Annotated in this window: 18 protein-coding genes; 13 read left to right on the top strand and 5 right to left on the bottom strand. The window is 71.5% G+C overall.

Annotated features, from left to right (window positions below; translation table 11 throughout):
* Positions 1-179 precede the first annotated feature (179 nt).
* Genes AB0J40_RS08495 through AB0J40_RS08470 form a run of 6 tightly spaced genes read left to right on the top strand, consistent with a single transcriptional unit; the run spans position 180 to position 5603 of the window.
* Positions 180-1064 (top strand): ABC transporter ATP-binding protein, encoded by an 885-nt coding sequence (locus tag AB0J40_RS08495; RefSeq protein ID WP_364449401.1) that lies wholly within the window; start codon positions 180-182, stop codon positions 1062-1064.
* Positions 976-1806, top strand: coding sequence for an ABC transporter permease (locus AB0J40_RS08490; protein ID WP_364449398.1), 831 nt, complete (start codon positions 976-978; stop codon positions 1804-1806). The genes AB0J40_RS08495 and AB0J40_RS08490 overlap by 89 nt, the downstream gene beginning before the upstream one ends.
* Positions 1803-2768 (top strand): ABC transporter substrate-binding protein, encoded by a 966-nt coding sequence (locus AB0J40_RS08485; protein WP_364449396.1) that lies wholly within the window; start codon positions 1803-1805, stop codon positions 2766-2768. Before AB0J40_RS08490 ends, AB0J40_RS08485 begins: the two co-directional genes overlap by 4 nt.
* Positions 2765-3469 carry an isochorismatase family protein gene (locus AB0J40_RS08480; RefSeq protein WP_364449393.1) on the top strand — a complete coding sequence of 235 codons (705 nt, stop codon included), beginning with the start codon at positions 2765-2767 and terminating at the stop codon, positions 3467-3469. Before AB0J40_RS08485 ends, AB0J40_RS08480 begins: the two co-directional genes overlap by 4 nt.
* A complete protein-coding gene (locus AB0J40_RS08475; RefSeq protein WP_364449391.1) occupies positions 3466-4890 on the top strand; it encodes a UbiD family decarboxylase in 1425 nt (474 codons plus the stop codon). The genes AB0J40_RS08480 and AB0J40_RS08475 overlap by 4 nt, the downstream gene beginning before the upstream one ends.
* A complete protein-coding gene (locus AB0J40_RS08470) occupies positions 4890-5603 on the top strand; it encodes a GntR family transcriptional regulator (protein ID WP_364449388.1) in 714 nt (237 codons plus the stop codon). Before AB0J40_RS08475 ends, AB0J40_RS08470 begins: the two co-directional genes overlap by 1 nt.
* Before the next feature lies 1 nt (position 5604).
* Here the strand turns inward: AB0J40_RS08470 and AB0J40_RS08465 are convergent, their stop codons facing one another.
* The 4 genes from AB0J40_RS08465 to AB0J40_RS08450 form a co-directional block, all read right to left on the bottom strand.
* Positions 5605-5880, bottom strand: coding sequence for a hypothetical protein (locus AB0J40_RS08465; protein ID WP_364449386.1), 276 nt, complete (start codon positions 5878-5880; stop codon positions 5605-5607).
* Positions 5881-5975: 95 nt separating this feature from the next.
* Complete coding sequence (locus AB0J40_RS08460; RefSeq protein WP_364449383.1) at positions 5976-6668, bottom strand: GntR family transcriptional regulator; 693 nt, start codon at positions 6666-6668, stop codon at positions 5976-5978.
* Positions 6665-7597, bottom strand: coding sequence for a LysR family transcriptional regulator (locus AB0J40_RS08455; RefSeq protein WP_364449380.1), 933 nt, complete (start codon positions 7595-7597; stop codon positions 6665-6667). Before AB0J40_RS08455 ends, AB0J40_RS08460 begins: the two co-directional genes overlap by 4 nt.
* Complete coding sequence (locus AB0J40_RS08450) at positions 7594-8202, bottom strand: UbiX family flavin prenyltransferase (protein ID WP_364449378.1); 609 nt, start codon at positions 8200-8202, stop codon at positions 7594-7596. Before AB0J40_RS08450 ends, AB0J40_RS08455 begins: the two co-directional genes overlap by 4 nt.
* A 158-nt stretch (positions 8203-8360) precedes the next feature.
* On the opposite strand from AB0J40_RS08450, the gene AB0J40_RS08445 reads away from it, so the two are divergent.
* From AB0J40_RS08445 to AB0J40_RS08415, 7 genes are read left to right on the top strand one after another with little or no spacing between them, the layout of a single operon-like run.
* Positions 8361-9359, top strand: coding sequence for an amidohydrolase family protein (locus tag AB0J40_RS08445; RefSeq protein WP_364449376.1), 999 nt, complete (start codon positions 8361-8363; stop codon positions 9357-9359).
* Positions 9356-10132: an alpha/beta fold hydrolase gene (locus tag AB0J40_RS08440; RefSeq protein ID WP_364449373.1), complete on the top strand. Its 777-nt coding sequence runs from the start codon at positions 9356-9358 to the stop codon at positions 10130-10132. Before AB0J40_RS08445 ends, AB0J40_RS08440 begins: the two co-directional genes overlap by 4 nt.
* Positions 10129-10998, top strand: coding sequence for a xanthine dehydrogenase family protein subunit M (locus AB0J40_RS08435; RefSeq protein ID WP_364449370.1), 870 nt, complete (start codon positions 10129-10131; stop codon positions 10996-10998). The genes AB0J40_RS08440 and AB0J40_RS08435 overlap by 4 nt, the downstream gene beginning before the upstream one ends.
* Positions 10991-11473, top strand: coding sequence for a (2Fe-2S)-binding protein (locus tag AB0J40_RS08430; RefSeq protein WP_364449368.1), 483 nt, complete (start codon positions 10991-10993; stop codon positions 11471-11473). Before AB0J40_RS08435 ends, AB0J40_RS08430 begins: the two co-directional genes overlap by 8 nt.
* Positions 11466-13793, top strand: coding sequence for a xanthine dehydrogenase family protein molybdopterin-binding subunit (locus AB0J40_RS08425; RefSeq protein WP_364449365.1), 2328 nt, complete (start codon positions 11466-11468; stop codon positions 13791-13793). The genes AB0J40_RS08430 and AB0J40_RS08425 overlap by 8 nt, the downstream gene beginning before the upstream one ends.
* Positions 13793-14461: an SRPBCC family protein gene (locus AB0J40_RS08420; protein ID WP_364449363.1), complete on the top strand. Its 669-nt coding sequence runs from the start codon at positions 13793-13795 to the stop codon at positions 14459-14461. Before AB0J40_RS08425 ends, AB0J40_RS08420 begins: the two co-directional genes overlap by 1 nt.
* Complete coding sequence (locus AB0J40_RS08415) at positions 14458-15795, top strand: solute carrier family 23 protein (RefSeq protein ID WP_364449360.1); 1338 nt, start codon at positions 14458-14460, stop codon at positions 15793-15795. The genes AB0J40_RS08420 and AB0J40_RS08415 overlap by 4 nt, the downstream gene beginning before the upstream one ends.
* On the opposite strand, the gene AB0J40_RS08410 is transcribed toward AB0J40_RS08415, so the two are convergent.
* Positions 15764-16726: a cation diffusion facilitator family transporter gene (locus AB0J40_RS08410; protein WP_364449357.1), complete on the bottom strand. Its 963-nt coding sequence runs from the start codon at positions 16724-16726 to the stop codon at positions 15764-15766. The genes AB0J40_RS08415 and AB0J40_RS08410 overlap by 32 nt on opposite strands.
* Positions 16727-16760 lie beyond the last annotated feature (34 nt).

Raw genomic sequence — 16760 nt, 5'->3', positions numbered from 1 at the left:
CTCAGCCCCACTGAGTGTCGACAGTTATTCTCCTCCTTGCCTTCGATGGCTTGACAGGCGCAGATCGCGGACGCAGACTCTCCCGAAGTGTCGACACCTTGCGATCCGCAGTGCAGCCATCGACAAGGAGGAGCGGTAGTGATCCACCCACAAAACCCGGCCGAGGCGGGGCCGTCCTGATGTCCACCGTCTGCCTGGAGGCACGGGATCTGCTGCTCGGGCACCGGGCCCGCCGCGGCGGCGGGTTCTCCACCGCGTGCCTCGACCTGAACCTGCAGATCCACGACGAGGAGTTCGTGGTCATCGTCGGCCCCAGCGGCTGCGGCAAGACCACCTTCCTCGAAGCCGTCGCCGGGCTGGTCCCGGTCGCCGGCGGGGCTCTCGAACTCGGCGGCCGTCCCATCGAAGGTCCGGGCCCGGAGCGGTCGCTGGTCTTCCAGCACGCCTCGCTCTACCCGTGGCGGACCGTCCTCGACAACGTCCTCTTCGGACCGCAGGTCCAGGGCCGGCTGACCGCCGAAACCCGCAGGCGCGCCGAGGACCTGCTGGACATCGTCGGCCTGGCCAAGGTCGTGAAGAAGTACCCGCACGAGCTGTCCGGCGGCATGCGGCAGCGCGTCAACCTCGCGCGCGCCCTGGCCACCGATCCGACGCTCCTGCTGCTCGACGAGCCCTTCGGCGCCCTCGACGCGCAGACCCGCGAGAACCTGCAGGACGAGCTCCTGCGGATCTGGCAGGCCGACGCCGTCACGAAGAAGACCGCGATGTTCGTCACCCACGACGTCAACGAGGCCGTGCTGCTCGCCGATCGCGTGCTCGTCTTCTCCCCGTCACCCGCGCACGTCGCCCTCGAAGTGGTCATCGACGTGCCCCGCCCGCGCGACGCCGCCTGGCGCCGCAGCGCCGAATTCCTCGCCTACGGCGACAAGATCCTCTCGGCCCTCCACCACGACCCCGCCGCTCCGGAGCCGAACCATGACAACAGCGTCACTCCCGCGCACGACAGCAGCACCGAACCCGCAGCCGGCGTCGGCGAGCTCCGGCTGGGCGCGGCGACACCGTAGCGGGCTGCTCGGCACCGCCGGGATGGCGATCGTCCTGGTGCTGTGGCAGCTTTCGACGGCGCTCGGCCTCGTCGACGTCTCCTTCAGCAGCAACCCGCTGCGCATCGCCGCGGCCGAGGGGAAGCTCTTCGGCTCCGGCGAGATCTACCCGGCGCTCGGCGCGACCGGCCTGGAACTGCTGTGGGGCCTGGGCATCACGTTCGTCCTCGGTATCCCGGTCGGGCTCGTGCTCGGCCGCAGCCGGATCCTGCACGACATGACCGAGCCGATGGTCAACATCCTCTACTCGGTGCCCTACGTGATGTTCCTGCCGATCATCATCTTCTGGTTCGGCATCGACAACACCTCGCGCGTGATCGTCATCGTGTGGGCCGCGATCCTGCCGCTGATCATCAACATCACCGCCGGCGTGCGGAACCTCGACAGCGACTACACCCGCGTCGCGACGGTGTTCTGCACGCCTCGGCTGAAGTTCTTCTACACCATCGCGTTGCCCGCGACGCTGCCGTACATCCTCGCCGGCGTGCGCCTGGCCGTCGGCCGTGCGCTGGTCGGCGCGATCGTCGCCGAGCTGTTCCTGGCCAGCCAGGGCCTCGGCTACTTCGTGCAGACGCAGACCTCCAATTTCAACATGGACTCGGCGATGGCCGGGATCGTCCTCCTCGCCGTGGTCGCACTGCTCCTGAACTGGGCCGTCCGCCTCGTCGAACGCCGTTTCACCCACTGGGCAGGTGCACAATGAAGATCTTCCTCGTAGCGGCGAGCCTGGTGCTCGGTCTCACGGCCTGTGCCGGCGGCGGGGCCGGCGGCACGGTCGCCGCCGACGCGAGCGGCGCGCTGCCGGTCACCATCGGCTACACCGCGCTCGGCGCGGGCTACTCCGACCTCTACACCGCGCAGGACTACGGCATCTTCGCCAAGCACGGCCTGAACGTGAAGCTGAACCGGCTCAACGACAGCTCCCAGCTGGTCGCCGGGCTGGCCAGCAACAGCGTCCAGATCGGCGTCGGTGTCGCGGCCGACACCGCGGCGGCGATCATGAAGGGTGCCGACCTGAAGTACGTCGCCATGTCCGAGCCGCACTACAACCTGGAGATGTGGGCGAGCCCGGACGTCAAGTCGGTCGCCGACCTCAAGGGCAGGAAGGTCGCCATCACTTCGCCGGGCTCGGAAAGCGACTTCGGGCTGACCGCGCTGCTGGAGGCGAACGGCCTCAAGCGCGAAGACGTCACCGCGGTGTTCGTCAAGGGCGTCCCGGCCGAGGTGGCCGCGCTCGGCAGCGGGGCGGTGTCGGCGATCCTCACCCAGCCGCCCAACGGCACCGAGAGCCGCGAGAAGGGCGCGCACCGGCTCGCCGCGCTGTCGAACATGCCCTTCCCGCTGGGCGCCTACACCGTGCAGTCGAAGTACCTGCAGAACAACCGCGAGGTCGTCAAACGGTTCGTCGCGGCGGAAGCCGAGGCGCTGCAGTACATCCGCGGCCACAAGGACGAGACGGTGAAGAGCATCCAGAAGTACAGCGGGGTGAAGAACACCGAACTCGCCTCCTACGCCTACGACTTCTTCCTCGACGTCTGGGCGAAGACCCCAGCGGTCGACGAAAAGGTGATCAAGCAGGCCTTCGACGAAGCCGCGGAGAACGCCAAAACCACCGCGCCCTCGGACGTCGCGAAGTACATCGACAACAGCCTGACGACGTCATGACCTTCGAAGCCGAATGGTCGAAGTACCTGACCGAACGGGACCGCGCGGTGCTCGCGGCGACGTCGTGGGCGAAGCGCGCCCCGTTCGGGCTGGGGGACAACCCCGCCGTGCTGGTCGTCGACCTGTACTACGCGGCGCTGGGCCTGCCCCGGCGCGACATCCTCGACGCCGTCGCGGACTGGCCCAGCGCGTGCGGCGCGGACGGCTGGGCCGCCGTCGACCGGACCGTCCCGCTGCTGCGCGCGGCCCGGGACGCCGGCGCGCCGGTGATCTACTTCCACGCGACGCCGCCGGAGTACGGCCGGTGGAACCGCAAGCCGGGCAGCGCCTTGGCGCCGAAGACCACAGTGGATCCGAACGCGATCGTGTCCGAAGTGGAACCGTGGGCGGGCGACGTCGTGCTGGCGAAGATCGGCCCCAGCTGCTTCCACGGCACCCCGCTCGACACGATGCTCCGGATGGGCGGCCACGACACGCTCCTCGTGGCCGGCGAGGCCACCAGCGGGTGCGTGCGGTCGACCGTCGTCGACGCGTGCAGCCGCGGCTACCGGGTCGGCGTCGTCGGCGACTGCTGTTTCGACCGGTTCGAGGCGTCGCACTGGCTGAGCCTGTTCGACCTGGACCAGAAGTACGCGGACGTGCTCACCGCCGAAGCGGCGATCGGCCACCTCCGCCAGACCTCGCGGAGGATCCCGGCATGACCGACCTGCGGAAGTGGCTCGCCGAAGCCGAAGCGGCCGGGGAGGTGCAGACCGTCGAAGGCGCCCACTGGGAGCTGGAGATCGGCGCGCTGTCCCAGGTGAACTACCGGCGTTCCCACCCGAAAGCGCTGGTGTTCGACGGGATCAAGGACTACGCGGCCGGTTCGCGGGTGCTGTCCGGGTCGGTCAGCAACCCGCGGCTGCTCGGCTCGGTGCTCGGGCTCGGCTGGGACAACACCGACGAGGACCTCGTCGAGAAGCTCGCCGTCAAGCCGGGGGAGTGGACTGCCCGCTCCGGTGACTTCCGGGCGGTGTCCGTTTCGGACGGTCCGCTGCTGTCCCATGTGGACGACGGGGTCGACCTGCTGAAGTTCCCGGTGCCGCGCTGGCACGAGGGCGACGGCGGCCGGTACATCGGCACGGGCTGCGCGGTGGTCACCCGCGACTACGACACGGGCCGGATCAACCTCGGCGCGTACCGGATGCAGGTGCAGGACGAGGGCCGCGCGGTGAGCGTCAACATCGAGGCGGGCAAGCACGGCGCCCAGCACCTGCGCCGCTGGTTCGAGGCCGAGGGCCGGGCGCCGATCGCGGCGTCACTGGGGCACCACCCGGCCTACCTGGTGGCGGCCGGGGTCGAGGTGCCCGGCGACGTCTCGGAGTACGACTACGTCGGCGCGATGGCCGGGTCTCCGGTGCGCACGATCGCCGGCCTCGCGACGGGGCTGCCGCTGCCGCACGACGCCGAGATCGCGATCGAGGGCTGGGTGCGGCCGGACGACAAGCGCCCGGAAGGCCCGTTCGGCGAGTGGACCGGCTACTACTCGGGTTCGCGCGACCCGATCCTCACGATCGACGTCGAAAAGGTGTACTACCGCGACGACCCGATCCTGCTCGGCGCGCCGCCGGGCAAGCCGCCGCACGACTACTCGTACATGCGCACGGTCATGAAGTCGGCGATCATCACGGACTCGCTGCGCAAGACCGGGCTGCCGGGCGTGCGGGGCGTCTGGGCGCACGAGGCGGGCGGCGGCCGGTCGCTGCTGATCGTCGCGATCGAGCAGCGGTACGCCGGGCACGCGCGCCAGGCAGCGTACCTGACGTCGCAGCTGCCGAGCGCGGCGTACATGAACCGGTTCACGGTGGTCGTCGACCACGACGTCAACCCGCGCGACCTCGGCGAGGTCGTCTGGGCGATGTGCGGGCGGACGGACCCGTCGCTGGACATCGAGGTGATGAAGCGGACGTGGGGCAGCCGCGTCGACCCGCTGACGCTGCCGGGCGCGGTGGCGTTCACCAGCCGGGCGATCATCGACGCGTGCCGCCCGTTCGAGCGGCTCGGTGACTTCCCGGCGGTGGCGGAGTCGAGCCCGGCGCTGGTGGCTTCGGTCAGCCGCCGCTGGCCCGAGGTGCTCGGCTAGTGACTGTGCCGGATCTGATGGACCTGCCCGACCTCCGGCGGGAGCTGCTCTTCACCGCGCTGCGCGGGGTGGAGGGCGGCTCGTCGCTGGCGTTCACGATCTTCCAGGAGATCGCGGTCGGCATCGTCGAGGGGCGCCTGCCCCCGGGGCACGAGGTGAACTCGGCGGAGCTGGCCCGCCGGTTCTCGACGTCCCGGACCCCGGTGCGGGAGGCGTTGCTGCTGCTGGAGCGCGAGTCCCTGGTGATCATCCCCCCACGCCGGCGCCCGTATGTGTCCCCTGTGGACATGGCGCAGGTGCGCGAGATCTACGAGATCCGGGCTTCGCTGTACGCGCTGGTGAGCGAGCTGCTGGTGGCGCGGGCATCGGACGCGGAGATCGCCGGGCTGCGGCGGTGGCAGGGTCTTCTGGAGTCGGACGCGGCTTGCGGCGACGTCGACGCGTACTTCTGGCACAACGTGGGGTTCCGCAACGCGGAGGTGAGCTTGGCGAAGAACGGCGAACTCCAGCGGCGGTTGAGTTCACTGGGCTTGCAGATGCACCGGTTCCGGCATTTGAGCCTGTCGTTACCGGGGCGGCTGCTGCATTCGGTGGCCGACCACGAGAGGTTGGTGAACGCGTACGCGGACCGGGACGCGGGGTTGGCGGCGGCGGTGAGCAGGTCGCTGGTGATGAGGGGGTACCGGGCGATCGAACGAGCCGGCGGCGTCTGACTCACTCGGGGATCGGGCGCTTGAAGAACCAGGTGCGCGTACGGTCTGGGGCGCCCGCATCGCCGGCAGCGTTCGCGTGCAGTTCGGGGATGGTCACCAGCTCCCAGCCCTGGCGGCCGAGCAGGTTCAAGAGAACGATCTCGTGTTCCGGTTGCGGCTGGAGCGGAACGAATCTTTCGCCGACCGGGTCGTACATCTTCAAGACCCACTTCGGCCCGCGCAAAAAGCCGGACTCTTCGACATACCCGACTTGCGTGTACTGCCAACCGAGGCTCATCGGCGAAACCCTCCGTGCGCCCGGTGCGAGGGCTCCGGGCGACTGGTCGTCTTCGACGGCAACACCCGTCCCAGTCGCGGCCGACCCGGTTCCCGTTACACCTCGAGCCCCGACCAGCCGGAAGCCTCGATCGAGTGCAACCCGGTCATGATGATCGACCGCGTCAAAGCCACCGCCAGCACGGCATCCCCATCGGCATACGCCGCCAGCAGTCGCTCATGATCCGCCACCGACCGGTCCAACCGCCCCGGCAACGACAAGCTCACGTGCCGCAACTGCAACGTCCGCAGTCCCAACGACCCCAGCAACCGCGTCAGCTGGCGGTTCCCCGCCGCCTCCGCTTCGGCCTGGCGGAACGACACGTTGTGCCAGAAGTACGCGTCGACGTCGCCGGCCGAAGCGTCCTCGCGCAACTGAGACTGCCACGCAGCCAGCACCGACAGATCCGGCGACCGCGCCACGATCAGCTCGCTGACCAGCGCGTGCAGCGAAGCCCGGATCTCGTATAGCTCGCGCGCCTGGGCCAGCGTCACCGGCGCGACCCGCGGCCGGCGGCGGGCCGGGATGTCCACCAGCCCCTCGCGCTGCAAGGTCAGCAGCGCCTCCCGCACCGGGGTCCGGGACGTCGAAAACCGCCGCGCCAAGTCCACCGAGTTGACGTCCGCGCCCGGCGGGAGCGAGCCGTCGATGATGCGGCGGGCCAGGTCCTCGACTATGCGGTCGACCAGTGACACGTCCGTGCGGCCGTCGAGCAGCATCCGGCGCAGGACGTCGGACGGTTCGGTCACGCGGGTTCCTCCGGGTCGGTCGTCGCCACCACCCGCAATACTTCCAGCATCTGCCGCGCCGCAGGGGGATGACTCGCCTCCAGCAGGCGGACCGCCGCGATCCGGCGGCGCGGGGCGGCCGGGGCGATCGCCACCGCGACGACGTCGGGGCGCTGCGCCACCAGCGCCAGCCGCGGGGCCGCGCCGATGCCGATCCCGGCCGCGACCAGGCCCTGCACCGACAGGTAGTCCTCGGTCGCGAACCCGATCCGCGGCTCGAAACCGGACAACCGGCACAGTGTCGTGAACGCCTCGTCGTAGGGCGGCCGGTGGCTGCGCACCACCCACGTCTCGCCCGCCAGCTCCCGCAGCTCCACTTCGGACTCCCCGGCGACCGGGTGGTCCAGCGGCACCAGCACGCACAGCGGGTCGTCGGCCAGGTGCACCCACTCGACGTCGGCGGGCACCGACCGCGGGTCGAAGTCGTAGTCCCAGACCAGGCCGAGGTGGATCGAGCCGTCGCGCAGGGCCGCCGTCATGTCGGACGCGTGCGCCGAGCGCAGCACGATCTTCGTCTCCGGGTACCGGCGCTGGTACTCGCGCACGACGCGGGGGATCAGGTCCGCGCCCGCCGTCGGGAACGCGCCGAGCCGCACCGACGCGTGCCGCGCCTTGAGGTCCGACATCTCCTGCTCGATGTGGGCGATGGTGCCGAGCAGCCCGGTGCTGCGCTCGGCGAGCAGCCTGCCCGCCTCGGTCAGCTCGATCCCGCGCGGCCCGCGGAGCATCAGCGGCACACCCAGCTGCCGTTCGAGCAGGGCCATCTGCTGCGAGACGGCGGAATGGGTCATGAACAGCGCCTCGGCCGCCGCGGTGAACGAGCCGTGCTCGGCCACCGCGGAGAAGATCTGCAGCCGCCGCGCCTCGAGCACCCCGGTCCCCTTCGTCACCGCCCCAGCAGGTCGGCCGGGTCGGCCCTGGTCAGTTCGCCGTCCCACGGTTGCGGCGCCAGCTCCGATAATCCCACCCGCGCGAGCGCGCGGCGAGCCGTGTAGTCCACCAGGTCCCCGACCGTCCGCGGCCGCGGGTAGAACGCGGGCACCGGCGGCGCGACGATCGCGCCGGCTTCGGTCACCGCGACCATCGACTTGAGGTGCCCGAGGTGCAGCGGCGTTTCGCGGACCATCAGCAGCAGCGGCCTGCCCTCCTTGAGGCAGACGTCGGCGGCGCGGCTGACCAGGTCGTCGGTGTAGCCGGTGGCGATCGCCGAGAGCGTCTTGACCGAACAGGGCGCGACGAGCATCGCCGCGACCGGGAACGAGCCGGACGCGATCGCCGCCCCGATCTCGCCCGGCCGGTAGGTGACGTCGGCGAGCGCGCGGACGTCGGTCACCGTGAGGTCGCATTCGTGGCGCAGGGTGAGGATGCCGGCCTTCGACAGCACCAGGTGCGTCCGGATCCCGGGCTGCTCCCGCAGGAGTTGCAGGACGCGCACGCCCAGGCACGCTCCGCTGGCACCGGTGATCGCCACGACCACGTTCCGGGTTTCCGCCACGACCGCCGCCTTTCCGTTGTGGACTCCCATCGCAACACGAACGCCCGCCGGATGCGAGGGCCCGGCTGTCAGTTCTCCTTACGGCTGCTGCCAGGAAAGCGCGCTGGTCGCCGGTGCGACGCCGGCTTAGCGTCAAGACACCAACCCGACCGGTGGAGGTGAGTCGGACGGAAGTCCTCGACACGCACGCGCACATCGTGCCGCGCTCGCTGCTGACCGCGCTGGAACAGCGCCCCGTCGCGGGGTTCTCGGCGCGGCGCACCGACCGGGGCTGGGTGGTCGCGGTGCCCGGCACCGGCGAAACCCGGCCGATCGGCGCGCGGATGACCGAAGCCGGCCCGCGCGCGGACTGGCAGCGGCAGGCCGGTGTCACGCGGCAGATCCTCTCGCCGTGGCTGGACATCCAGTCGGCGCCGCTGAACCCGGCCCGCGCCCGCGACTGGGCGCGCACGGTCAACGACGCGATGGCCGAGTCGGCGGCGGGCACGGTCGCACTGGCCTCGGTGGCCACCGACGACGGCGACCAAGCGGCCGACGACCTGCTGGAAGCGTGGAAGCGGCCCGAATTCGCCGGACTGATCCTCAACACCGACCCGCCTTCCGGGCCGGCGCCGCACGAGCCGTCGTTCGATCCACTGTGGACGCTCGCCGCGGCCGAGGGCATCCCGGTGGTGCTGCACCCGCCGACGTGCGGGCCGTCCGGCGACCTCACGTCGCTGGGCACGATGGGCAACGTCCACGGCAGACTGATCGACAACACCGTCGCGGTCACCAAGCTGATCCTCGCCGGTGTCCTCGACCGCCACCCGGACCTGCGGCTGGTGCTGGTGCACGGCGGCGGGTTCCTGCCGTACCAGGCGCACCGGCTCGACGGCGGCTACCGCACGAAAGAAGCGTTCGCTGGCGAACTGCGGCGTGGGAAGCCGTCCGCCTACCTGGGCGACTTCCACTACGACACGGTCGGTTTGTCCGGTCCGTCGATCGCTTTCCTCGCCGGGCTCGTCGGCCCCGGGCGCGTCCTGCTCGGCAGCGACTACCCGTTCGCGCTCGGCGACCCCGAGCCGGTCCGGACGGTCCGCGAAAGCGGCCTCGACGACGCGTTCGTCGAAGCGATCCTGCACACCAACGCCGACGCGCTCTTCCGGAGGCCCGCATGAGCAAGCCCTTGGCCGTCCGCCGCCGCGGCGCGGGCGAACCCCTCGTGCTGCTGCACCCGCTCGCGTTGTCGGGCGAGCTGTGGACGCCCTTGGCCGAAGCCCTCTCCGACGAGTTCCAGGTGTTCGCCCTCGACCTGCGCGGCCACGGCGACAGCGCGTGGGACGGCAAGCCGTTCTCCATCGAGGACCTCGCCGACGACGTCGCCCGCACCCTCGACGCGCTCGACCTGTCGTCCGCGAGCCTGCTCGGCCTGTCGATGGGCGGCAGCGTCGCGGTGAACTTCGCCGGCCGGTTCCCCGGCCGCGTGCGGTCGCTCATCCTGGCCGACACCACGGCCTGGTACGGCGAAGACGCCGGCACCACGTGGGCCGAACGCGCCCAGAAGGCCGTCACGGTGCCGCGGGCCAAGCAGGTCGCCTTCCAGCTCGACCGCTGGTTCTCCCCGGAGTTCCGCGACCGGCACCCGGAGGAGGCCGACCGCGTGGTCAAGATCTTCCTGCGCACCAACAGCGAAGCCCACGCCGCCGCGTCCATCGCCATGGGGGCCATGGACTCGCGGCCGCTGCTGCCGTCGATCACCGCGCCCACCCTGGTGCTGGTGGGGCGGGACGACTACGCGACCCCGCCGTCGATGGCCCGCACCCTCGCCGAGGGCATCGGCGGCGCCGACCTCGAAATCCTGTCCGACCTGCGGCACCTGTCGCTCATCGAACGCCCGTTGCTCGCCGGCCGCGTCCGGCAGCACCTGCGCCGCGTCACGGAGACCCGATGAAACCCGCCCGCTTCACCTACCACGCGCCGCGCGGACTCGACGAAGCCCTCGAGCTGCTGCGCGACCTCGGCGACGACGCCAAGGTCCTGGCCGGCGGCCAGAGCCTGGTGCCGATGCTCAACTTCCGCCTCGCCCACGTCGAGCACCTCGTCGACGTCAACCGCCTCGGCGCGGAATTCGGCACGCCGACGTTCGGCGAGGACACGATCACCATCCCCGCCCTGGTCCGGCAGCGGCAGCTCGAACGCTCGCCCGAGGCCGCGCGGCTGCTGCCGGTGCTCACCGAGGCCCTGCACCAGGTCGCGCACCCGCAGATCCGCAACCGCGGCACGGTCTGCGGCAGCCTGGCCCACGCCGACCCGGCCGCCGAGCTGCCGAGCGTGCTCACCGCGCTGGACGCGAAGTTCACCCTCGCCTCAGCCCGGGGTGTCCGGACCGTGCCCGCGGCGGACTTCTTCCTGTTCCACCTCACCACGGCGCTGGAACCGGACGAGCTGCTGCTGGAGGTGAGCGTCGACCGGCCGCGCGCGAACCAGTTCTCCGCGTTCCGGGAGTTCGCCACCCGGCGCGGCGACTTCGCGCTGGCCGGTGTCGCCGTGGTGTGCGAAGTGGACGACGGCGTCGTCACGGCGTGCCGGATCGCGGCCGCCGGGGTGGCGCCGACCCCGCACCGGCTGACCGACACCGAGCTGCTCGTCATCGGGCAGCCCCTCGGACCCGACCTGGGTGCGGCTGCTGAGGCCACCGCCCGCGCCCAGGTCGACCCCACCGGCGACATCCACGCGAGCGCCGGGTACCGCGCCCGGCTCACCGGCGTGCTGGTCAAGCGCGCGCTCGCCGACATCACGGAGAAGGCCCATGCCTGAAGTCACCCACCGCGTCCGGGGCACGGTCAACGGCGAGCCGTTCGACGTCGACGTCGACCCGCGCCTGACCCTGGCCGACTTCCTGCGCGAGAAGCTGCGGCTCACCGGCACGCACCTCGGCTGCGAGCACGGCGTGTGCGGGGCGTGCACGGTGATCGTCGACGGCGCCGCGACCCGGGCGTGCCTGATGCTCGCCGTCCAGGTCGACGGCGCGGCCGTCGAGACGGTCGAAGGTCTGGCAGGCGACGGCGAGCTCGCACCGCTGCAGCAGGCGTTCAAGCGCAACCACGCCCTGCAGTGCGGGTTCTGCACGCCGGGGTTCCTGATGAGCGTCACGGCCGCGCTGCGCGAGGACACCGTTCGCGACGAGACCGAGGCGCGCGAGGTGCTGAGCGGGAACATCTGCCGCTGCACCGGGTACAGCGGACTCGTGCAGTCCGTTTTGGACGTCGCGAAAGGACGGGCCGATGCCTGACATGATCGGACAGCGGCTGCCGCGGCGCGAGGACCGGCGCCTGCTCACCGGCCGCGGCCGCTACCTCGACGACCTCGACCTGCCCGACGCACTGGCCGCGGCCTTCCTGCGCTCGCCGCACGCCCACGCCCGGATCACGGCGTTCGACGCGACCGAGGCCCGCGCGCTGCCCGGCGTCGTCGCCGTGTTTTCCGGCGCGGACCTGATGGAAATTCAAAAACCCCTGGCGCCCAAGGTCCAGCACCCGAAGCTGCGCGACTACCCGCGGCTGCCGATGCCGCCGGAGAACCTGCACTACGTCGGCGAGCCGCTCGCCGTCGTCGTCGCGGAGTCGCGGTACATCGCCGAAGACGCCCTGGAACTGATCGACGTCGACTACGAGGTGCTGCCCGCCGTCGGCTCCACCGCCGCCGCGCTGCGTCCCGGCGGACCGCTCGTCCACCGCGGCGACGAGTCCAATGTGGCCGTGCTGCTCACCCAGAGCGCCGGCAACGCGGCGGAAGCGCTGAGTACCGCGCCGCACACGCTGAGCGAGGAGTTCTACCAGATGCGCGGCGGCGGCCATTCGATGGAACCGCGGGCCGTGGCCGCGCGCTTCGAGCCGGCGACCGGGCAGCTGACCATCTGGGACACCACGCAGTCGCCGCACTACGCGCGCCAGCAGCTGTCGCTGATCTACGAAATGGCCGAAGACGACCTGCGCGTGATCGCCCCGCCGGACGTCGGCGGCGGCTTCGGCCCGAAGGCCCAGTTCTACGGCGAAGAAGTCGTCATCCCGTGGGTCGCGAAGAAGCTGGGCCGCGCGGTGAAGTGGGTCGAGGACCGGCAGGAGAACTTCGTCTCGGCGATGATGGAACGCTCGCAGACCCACCGCGTCGAGGTCGGCTTCGACGACGACGGGCGGCTGCTGGCGGTCAAGGACGTCATCGAGCACGACCAGGGCGCGTACTGCGCCGGGCTGCAGGTGCCGTCGATCACGACGGCGACGGTGCCGGGCCCGTACAAGGTGCCGAACATCGACATCGAGCTGCGGGCCTGCTACACCAACATGGTCCCGACCTCGTCGGTGCGGGGCGCGGGCCGGCCGCAGGCGGTGTTCGTGATGGAACGCATGATGGACCGGATCGCGGCGCACCTCGGCCTCGACCCCGCCGAAGTGCGGCGGCGCAACCTCATCCAGGCCGACGAGTTCCCGTACCAGGTCGGCATCATGTTCCGCGACGGCAGCCCGCTCACCTACGACAGCGGCGACTTCCCGGCGTTGCTGGAAGGCGCGCTCGACCGCATCGGCTACGCCTCGGCCCGGGAAGAGCAGGCCCGGCTGCGCGCGGAAGGCCGGTACCTCGGCATCGGCCTCGCCGTGTACGTCGAGGGCTGCGGCCTCGGCCCGTACGAAGGTGCGAAGATCCGCGTCACCAACCGCGGCCGGATCCTGGTGACCCTCGCCGCGGCGGGGCAGGGGCAGGGCTACGAGACGATCTACGCCCAGATCGCCGCCGACGGCATCGGCCTGGACATGTCCTTCATCGACGTCACGACCGGCGACACCGCCCGGATCCCGTTCGGCCAGGGGACGTTCGCCTCGCGCATCACGGCCACCTGCGGGCCCGCGGTGTTCGACGCGGCCAAGCAGATGCGGGCCCGGCTGCTCGACACGGCGGCGGTGCTGCTCGGCTGTTCACCGTCCGAAGTGGACTTCGACGGCGATCTCGCCTGCCTGGGCGGCGACCGCGAGAAGTCCGTGTCCCTGCAGCAGCTCGCGCAGGTCGCGAACATCGGCAAGCACGGGATCACGCTGCCGCGGGGGATCACGGCGGGTCTCGAGACGGCCAGCTACTTCTCGCCGGAGCGCGCGGCCTACGCGAGCGGCGCGCACGCGGCGCTGGTCGAGGTCGACCCGGAGACCGGTGGGATCACCATCCTCAAGTACGTCATCGGCCACGACTGCGGGACCGTGATCAACCCGCTGCTCGTCGACGGCCAGGTGCTCGGCGGGTTCGCCCACGGCCTCGGCAACGCGATGTACGAGGAAGCCGTCTACGACGACGAGGCCACCCCGCAGGCCACGAGCTACCTCGACTACGCGCTGGTGTCCTCGGCCGAGGTGCCGCCGGTCGACCTGTTCCACATCGCGTCGCCCAGCCCGCTCAACCCGCTCGGCGCGAAGGGCGCGGGGGAGGGCGGCACGGTCCCGCCGCCGGCCGCGATCGCCAACGCCGTCGAGGACGCGCTGCGCCCGCTCGGCGCCCGGGTCACCCGCGCGCCCGTCACCCCCGCCCGGATCGTCGACGCCCTGCTGGCCGCCGGAAAGGTTTCCTGATGCTGATCGAAAACTCCTTCGAGGTCGCCGCCGACCCCGACGAGGTGTACCGCTTCCTGCAGGACGCCCACAACGTCGCCGCGTGCTTCCCGGGCGCGGAGCTGGTCGAGGACCTGGGTGACGACGCGTACCAGGGCAAGGTGAAGATCAAGGTCGGCCCGGTGACGGCGGCCTACCAGGGCGTGGCGAAGGTGGTCGAGCGCGACGAGGTGGCCCGCACGGCGGTGCTGCTCGCCGACGGCAAGGACACCCGCGGCTCGGGCACGGCCAAGGCCCGCGCGACGATGCGGGTGACGCCTTCGGGTGAAGGTGCGAACGTCGTGCTGGCCACGGATCTGACGATCTCGGGGAAGCTGGCGCAGTTCGGCCGCGGGATCATGGCCGACGTTTCCGGCCGGATGGTGGGGGAGCTGGCCTCCCGGGTCCGGCAGCGCATCGAACACGGCGACGAGCCCGGCGCCGGCGGGCAGCCGGCCGGCGCGGTCGCCGCCGGGGCCGGCGCGCCCGCCGAGGTGGCCGCAACCCCGGCCGGCGCCGGTGCTGCCCCTCCTCCGCCCGCCGCCGGAGTCCCGGCCATGAAGGCGTCCGCGCTCCTCCGCGTCGTGCTCGCCGGCCTCCTGGAGCGCTGGGCCGCCCGCCTGCGCGCCACCGCCCCGGAGGCGCCATGACCACTCGCCTCACCGTCCCGGCGCCGCCCGAACCGGTCCCCGTCTTCGACGTCGGCATCGACGACAAGGTCCGGGTCTCCAGCGCGGTCGGGCTCGGGATCCAGAACATCCTCGGCATGGCCGGCCTGCTGATCTTCCCCGCGCTGATCGGCACCGCGTTCAAGCTGTCCGCCGCCGACACCGCCTACCTCTACGGCGTCACGTTCATGACGTCCGGGCTGGTGGTGGTCCTGCAGTCGGTGCTGCTGCTGCGGCTGCCGATCGTCCAGGGCCCGTACGCGGGTTCGCTGGCCGCGCTGCTGGCCGTCGGGCACGGGCGCGGCGGCCTCGGCGCGGCGTTCGGGTCGATGGTCGTCGCCGGCCTGATCTGGTGCGTGCTCGCGATCCCGCTCCGGCGGTTCGGGCCGATCACGTACCTCGCGAAGTTCGTGCGCGACCCGATCATCGCGGGCGTGCTCGTCCTGATCCTGGCGACCCAGCTGACGAGCACCGCGCTGCCCAACTGGCTCGGCACGCCCGCGAGCCCGGGGTTCCCGTGGGTGAACCTGCTCGCCGGCGGTGTCGCGGCGGCGCTGGTCATCGCGTTGACGTTGCTGCCCAAGGGAACCCTGCTGCGCCGCGGTGCGGTGCTGGTCGCGGTGGTCGCCGGAACCGTCGTCTACGCCTTCCTCTCGCCGACGAGCTTCGGCGCGGTGGGGGAGAACCTCGGGGTCACGGTGCCGCGGATCTTCCCGTTCGGCTTCGCGGTGCGGGGCGACCTCGTGCTGATCTTCTTCATCACGCTGCTGCCCGCGATCGCCGAGAGCATCGCGACCTACGACATCGTGGCGGACTGGGGCGGGCAGGAGCTGTCCGGTTACCGCGTCTCCCAGGGCGTGTTCGGCGAAGTGCTCGGCAGCACGGTCGGCGCGGTGTTCGGTGGACTGTCCACATTGGCCTACCCGGACAACATCGGCCTGCTGCGCGTGACGAAGGTCGGCTCGCGCTACGTCACGCTCGCCACCGGCGTGATCCTGCTGGTGCTGGGCGGGCTCGGCCCGTTCGACCGGCTGCTGCAGGCGGTCCCGCTGCCGGTGCTGGCCGCGGCGGGTACGGTGCTGTTCGGCGTGCTGTTCGCCAGCGCGATCGACGTCCTCTCGGGCGTGCACTGGTCCCGCGACAACCTGATGCTGGCCGGCTTCCCGTTCATCACGGCGATCGGCGGCCTGTTCGTCCCGGCGGCGACGCTCAAGGCGATGCCGACGGTCGTCCAGCTGGTCCTCGCGCAGCCGCTGATCCTCGGCACGGTGCTGCTGGTGGTCCTCAAGCTGGCGTTCGGGCTGCGCCGGAGCTAGCCGGTTCGGTGTGGACGACGACCGCGGCCAGGTGGGGCACCGCGTGCACCAGCCGGTGCTCCACCTCGTGCGCGAGCGTGTGGGCGTCGCGGACGGTCAGCTCCGCCGCGACCGCGACGGCCAGCTCGGCCCGCAAGTGGTGGCCGATCCAGCGCATCCGCAGGTCGCGGACGTCGACCACACCGTCCACTTCGGCCGCCGTCCGCTCGGCCAGCTCGACCGACGCCGGGTCGACGGCGTCCAGCAGCCGCCGGAACACCTCCTTCGCCGCGTCGCGCAGCACGAACACGATCGCGACCGTGATGCCGAGCCCGACGATCGGGTCCGCGGCGGGGAAGCCGAACGCGACCCCGGCCGCGCCCACGACGACGGCCAGTGACGTGAAGCCGTCGGTGCGGGCGTGCACGCCGTCGGCGACCAGCGCGGCCGAACCGATCTCGCGGCCGACCTTGATCCGGTACCGCGCGACGAGTTCGTTGCCGGCGAAGCCGATCACGCCCGCCGCCGCGACGACCCACGGGTGCCCGACCGGCCGGGGATCGACCAGCCGCACGACCGACTCGTAGCCGACGAGCACCGCCGAAGCGGCGACGACCAGCACGACCACGACCCCGGCGAGGTCCTCGGCACGGCCGAGGCCGTAGGTGTAGCGGCGCGTCGCCGCGCGGCGGCCGAGCAGGAAGGCGACGCCGAGCGGGACGGCGGTCAGCGCGTCGGCGAAGTTGTGGATCGTGTCGCCGAGCAGCGCGACCGACCCGGTGACGAGCACGAGCACCAGCTGCGCGACGGCGGTCACGAAGAGCGCGGCGAACGACCAGGTCAGCGTGCGCAGGCCGCGCCGGCTGGTCTCGAGGGCGTGGTCGACGCGGTCGGCGCTGTCGTGGCTGTGCGGGCGCCACCGGGAGTGCCGGTGCCCATGTCCGTGTCCCATGTTTGCGAGTCTATCTGCGCACACACGCAGATAC

The organism is Amycolatopsis sp. NPDC049691 (assembly GCF_040675005.1).
Lineage (GTDB): Bacteria > Actinomycetota > Actinomycetes > Mycobacteriales > Pseudonocardiaceae > Amycolatopsis.
Note: the sequence above shows the minus strand (reverse complement) of the source record. Positions and strands in the feature narration are given on the sequence as shown.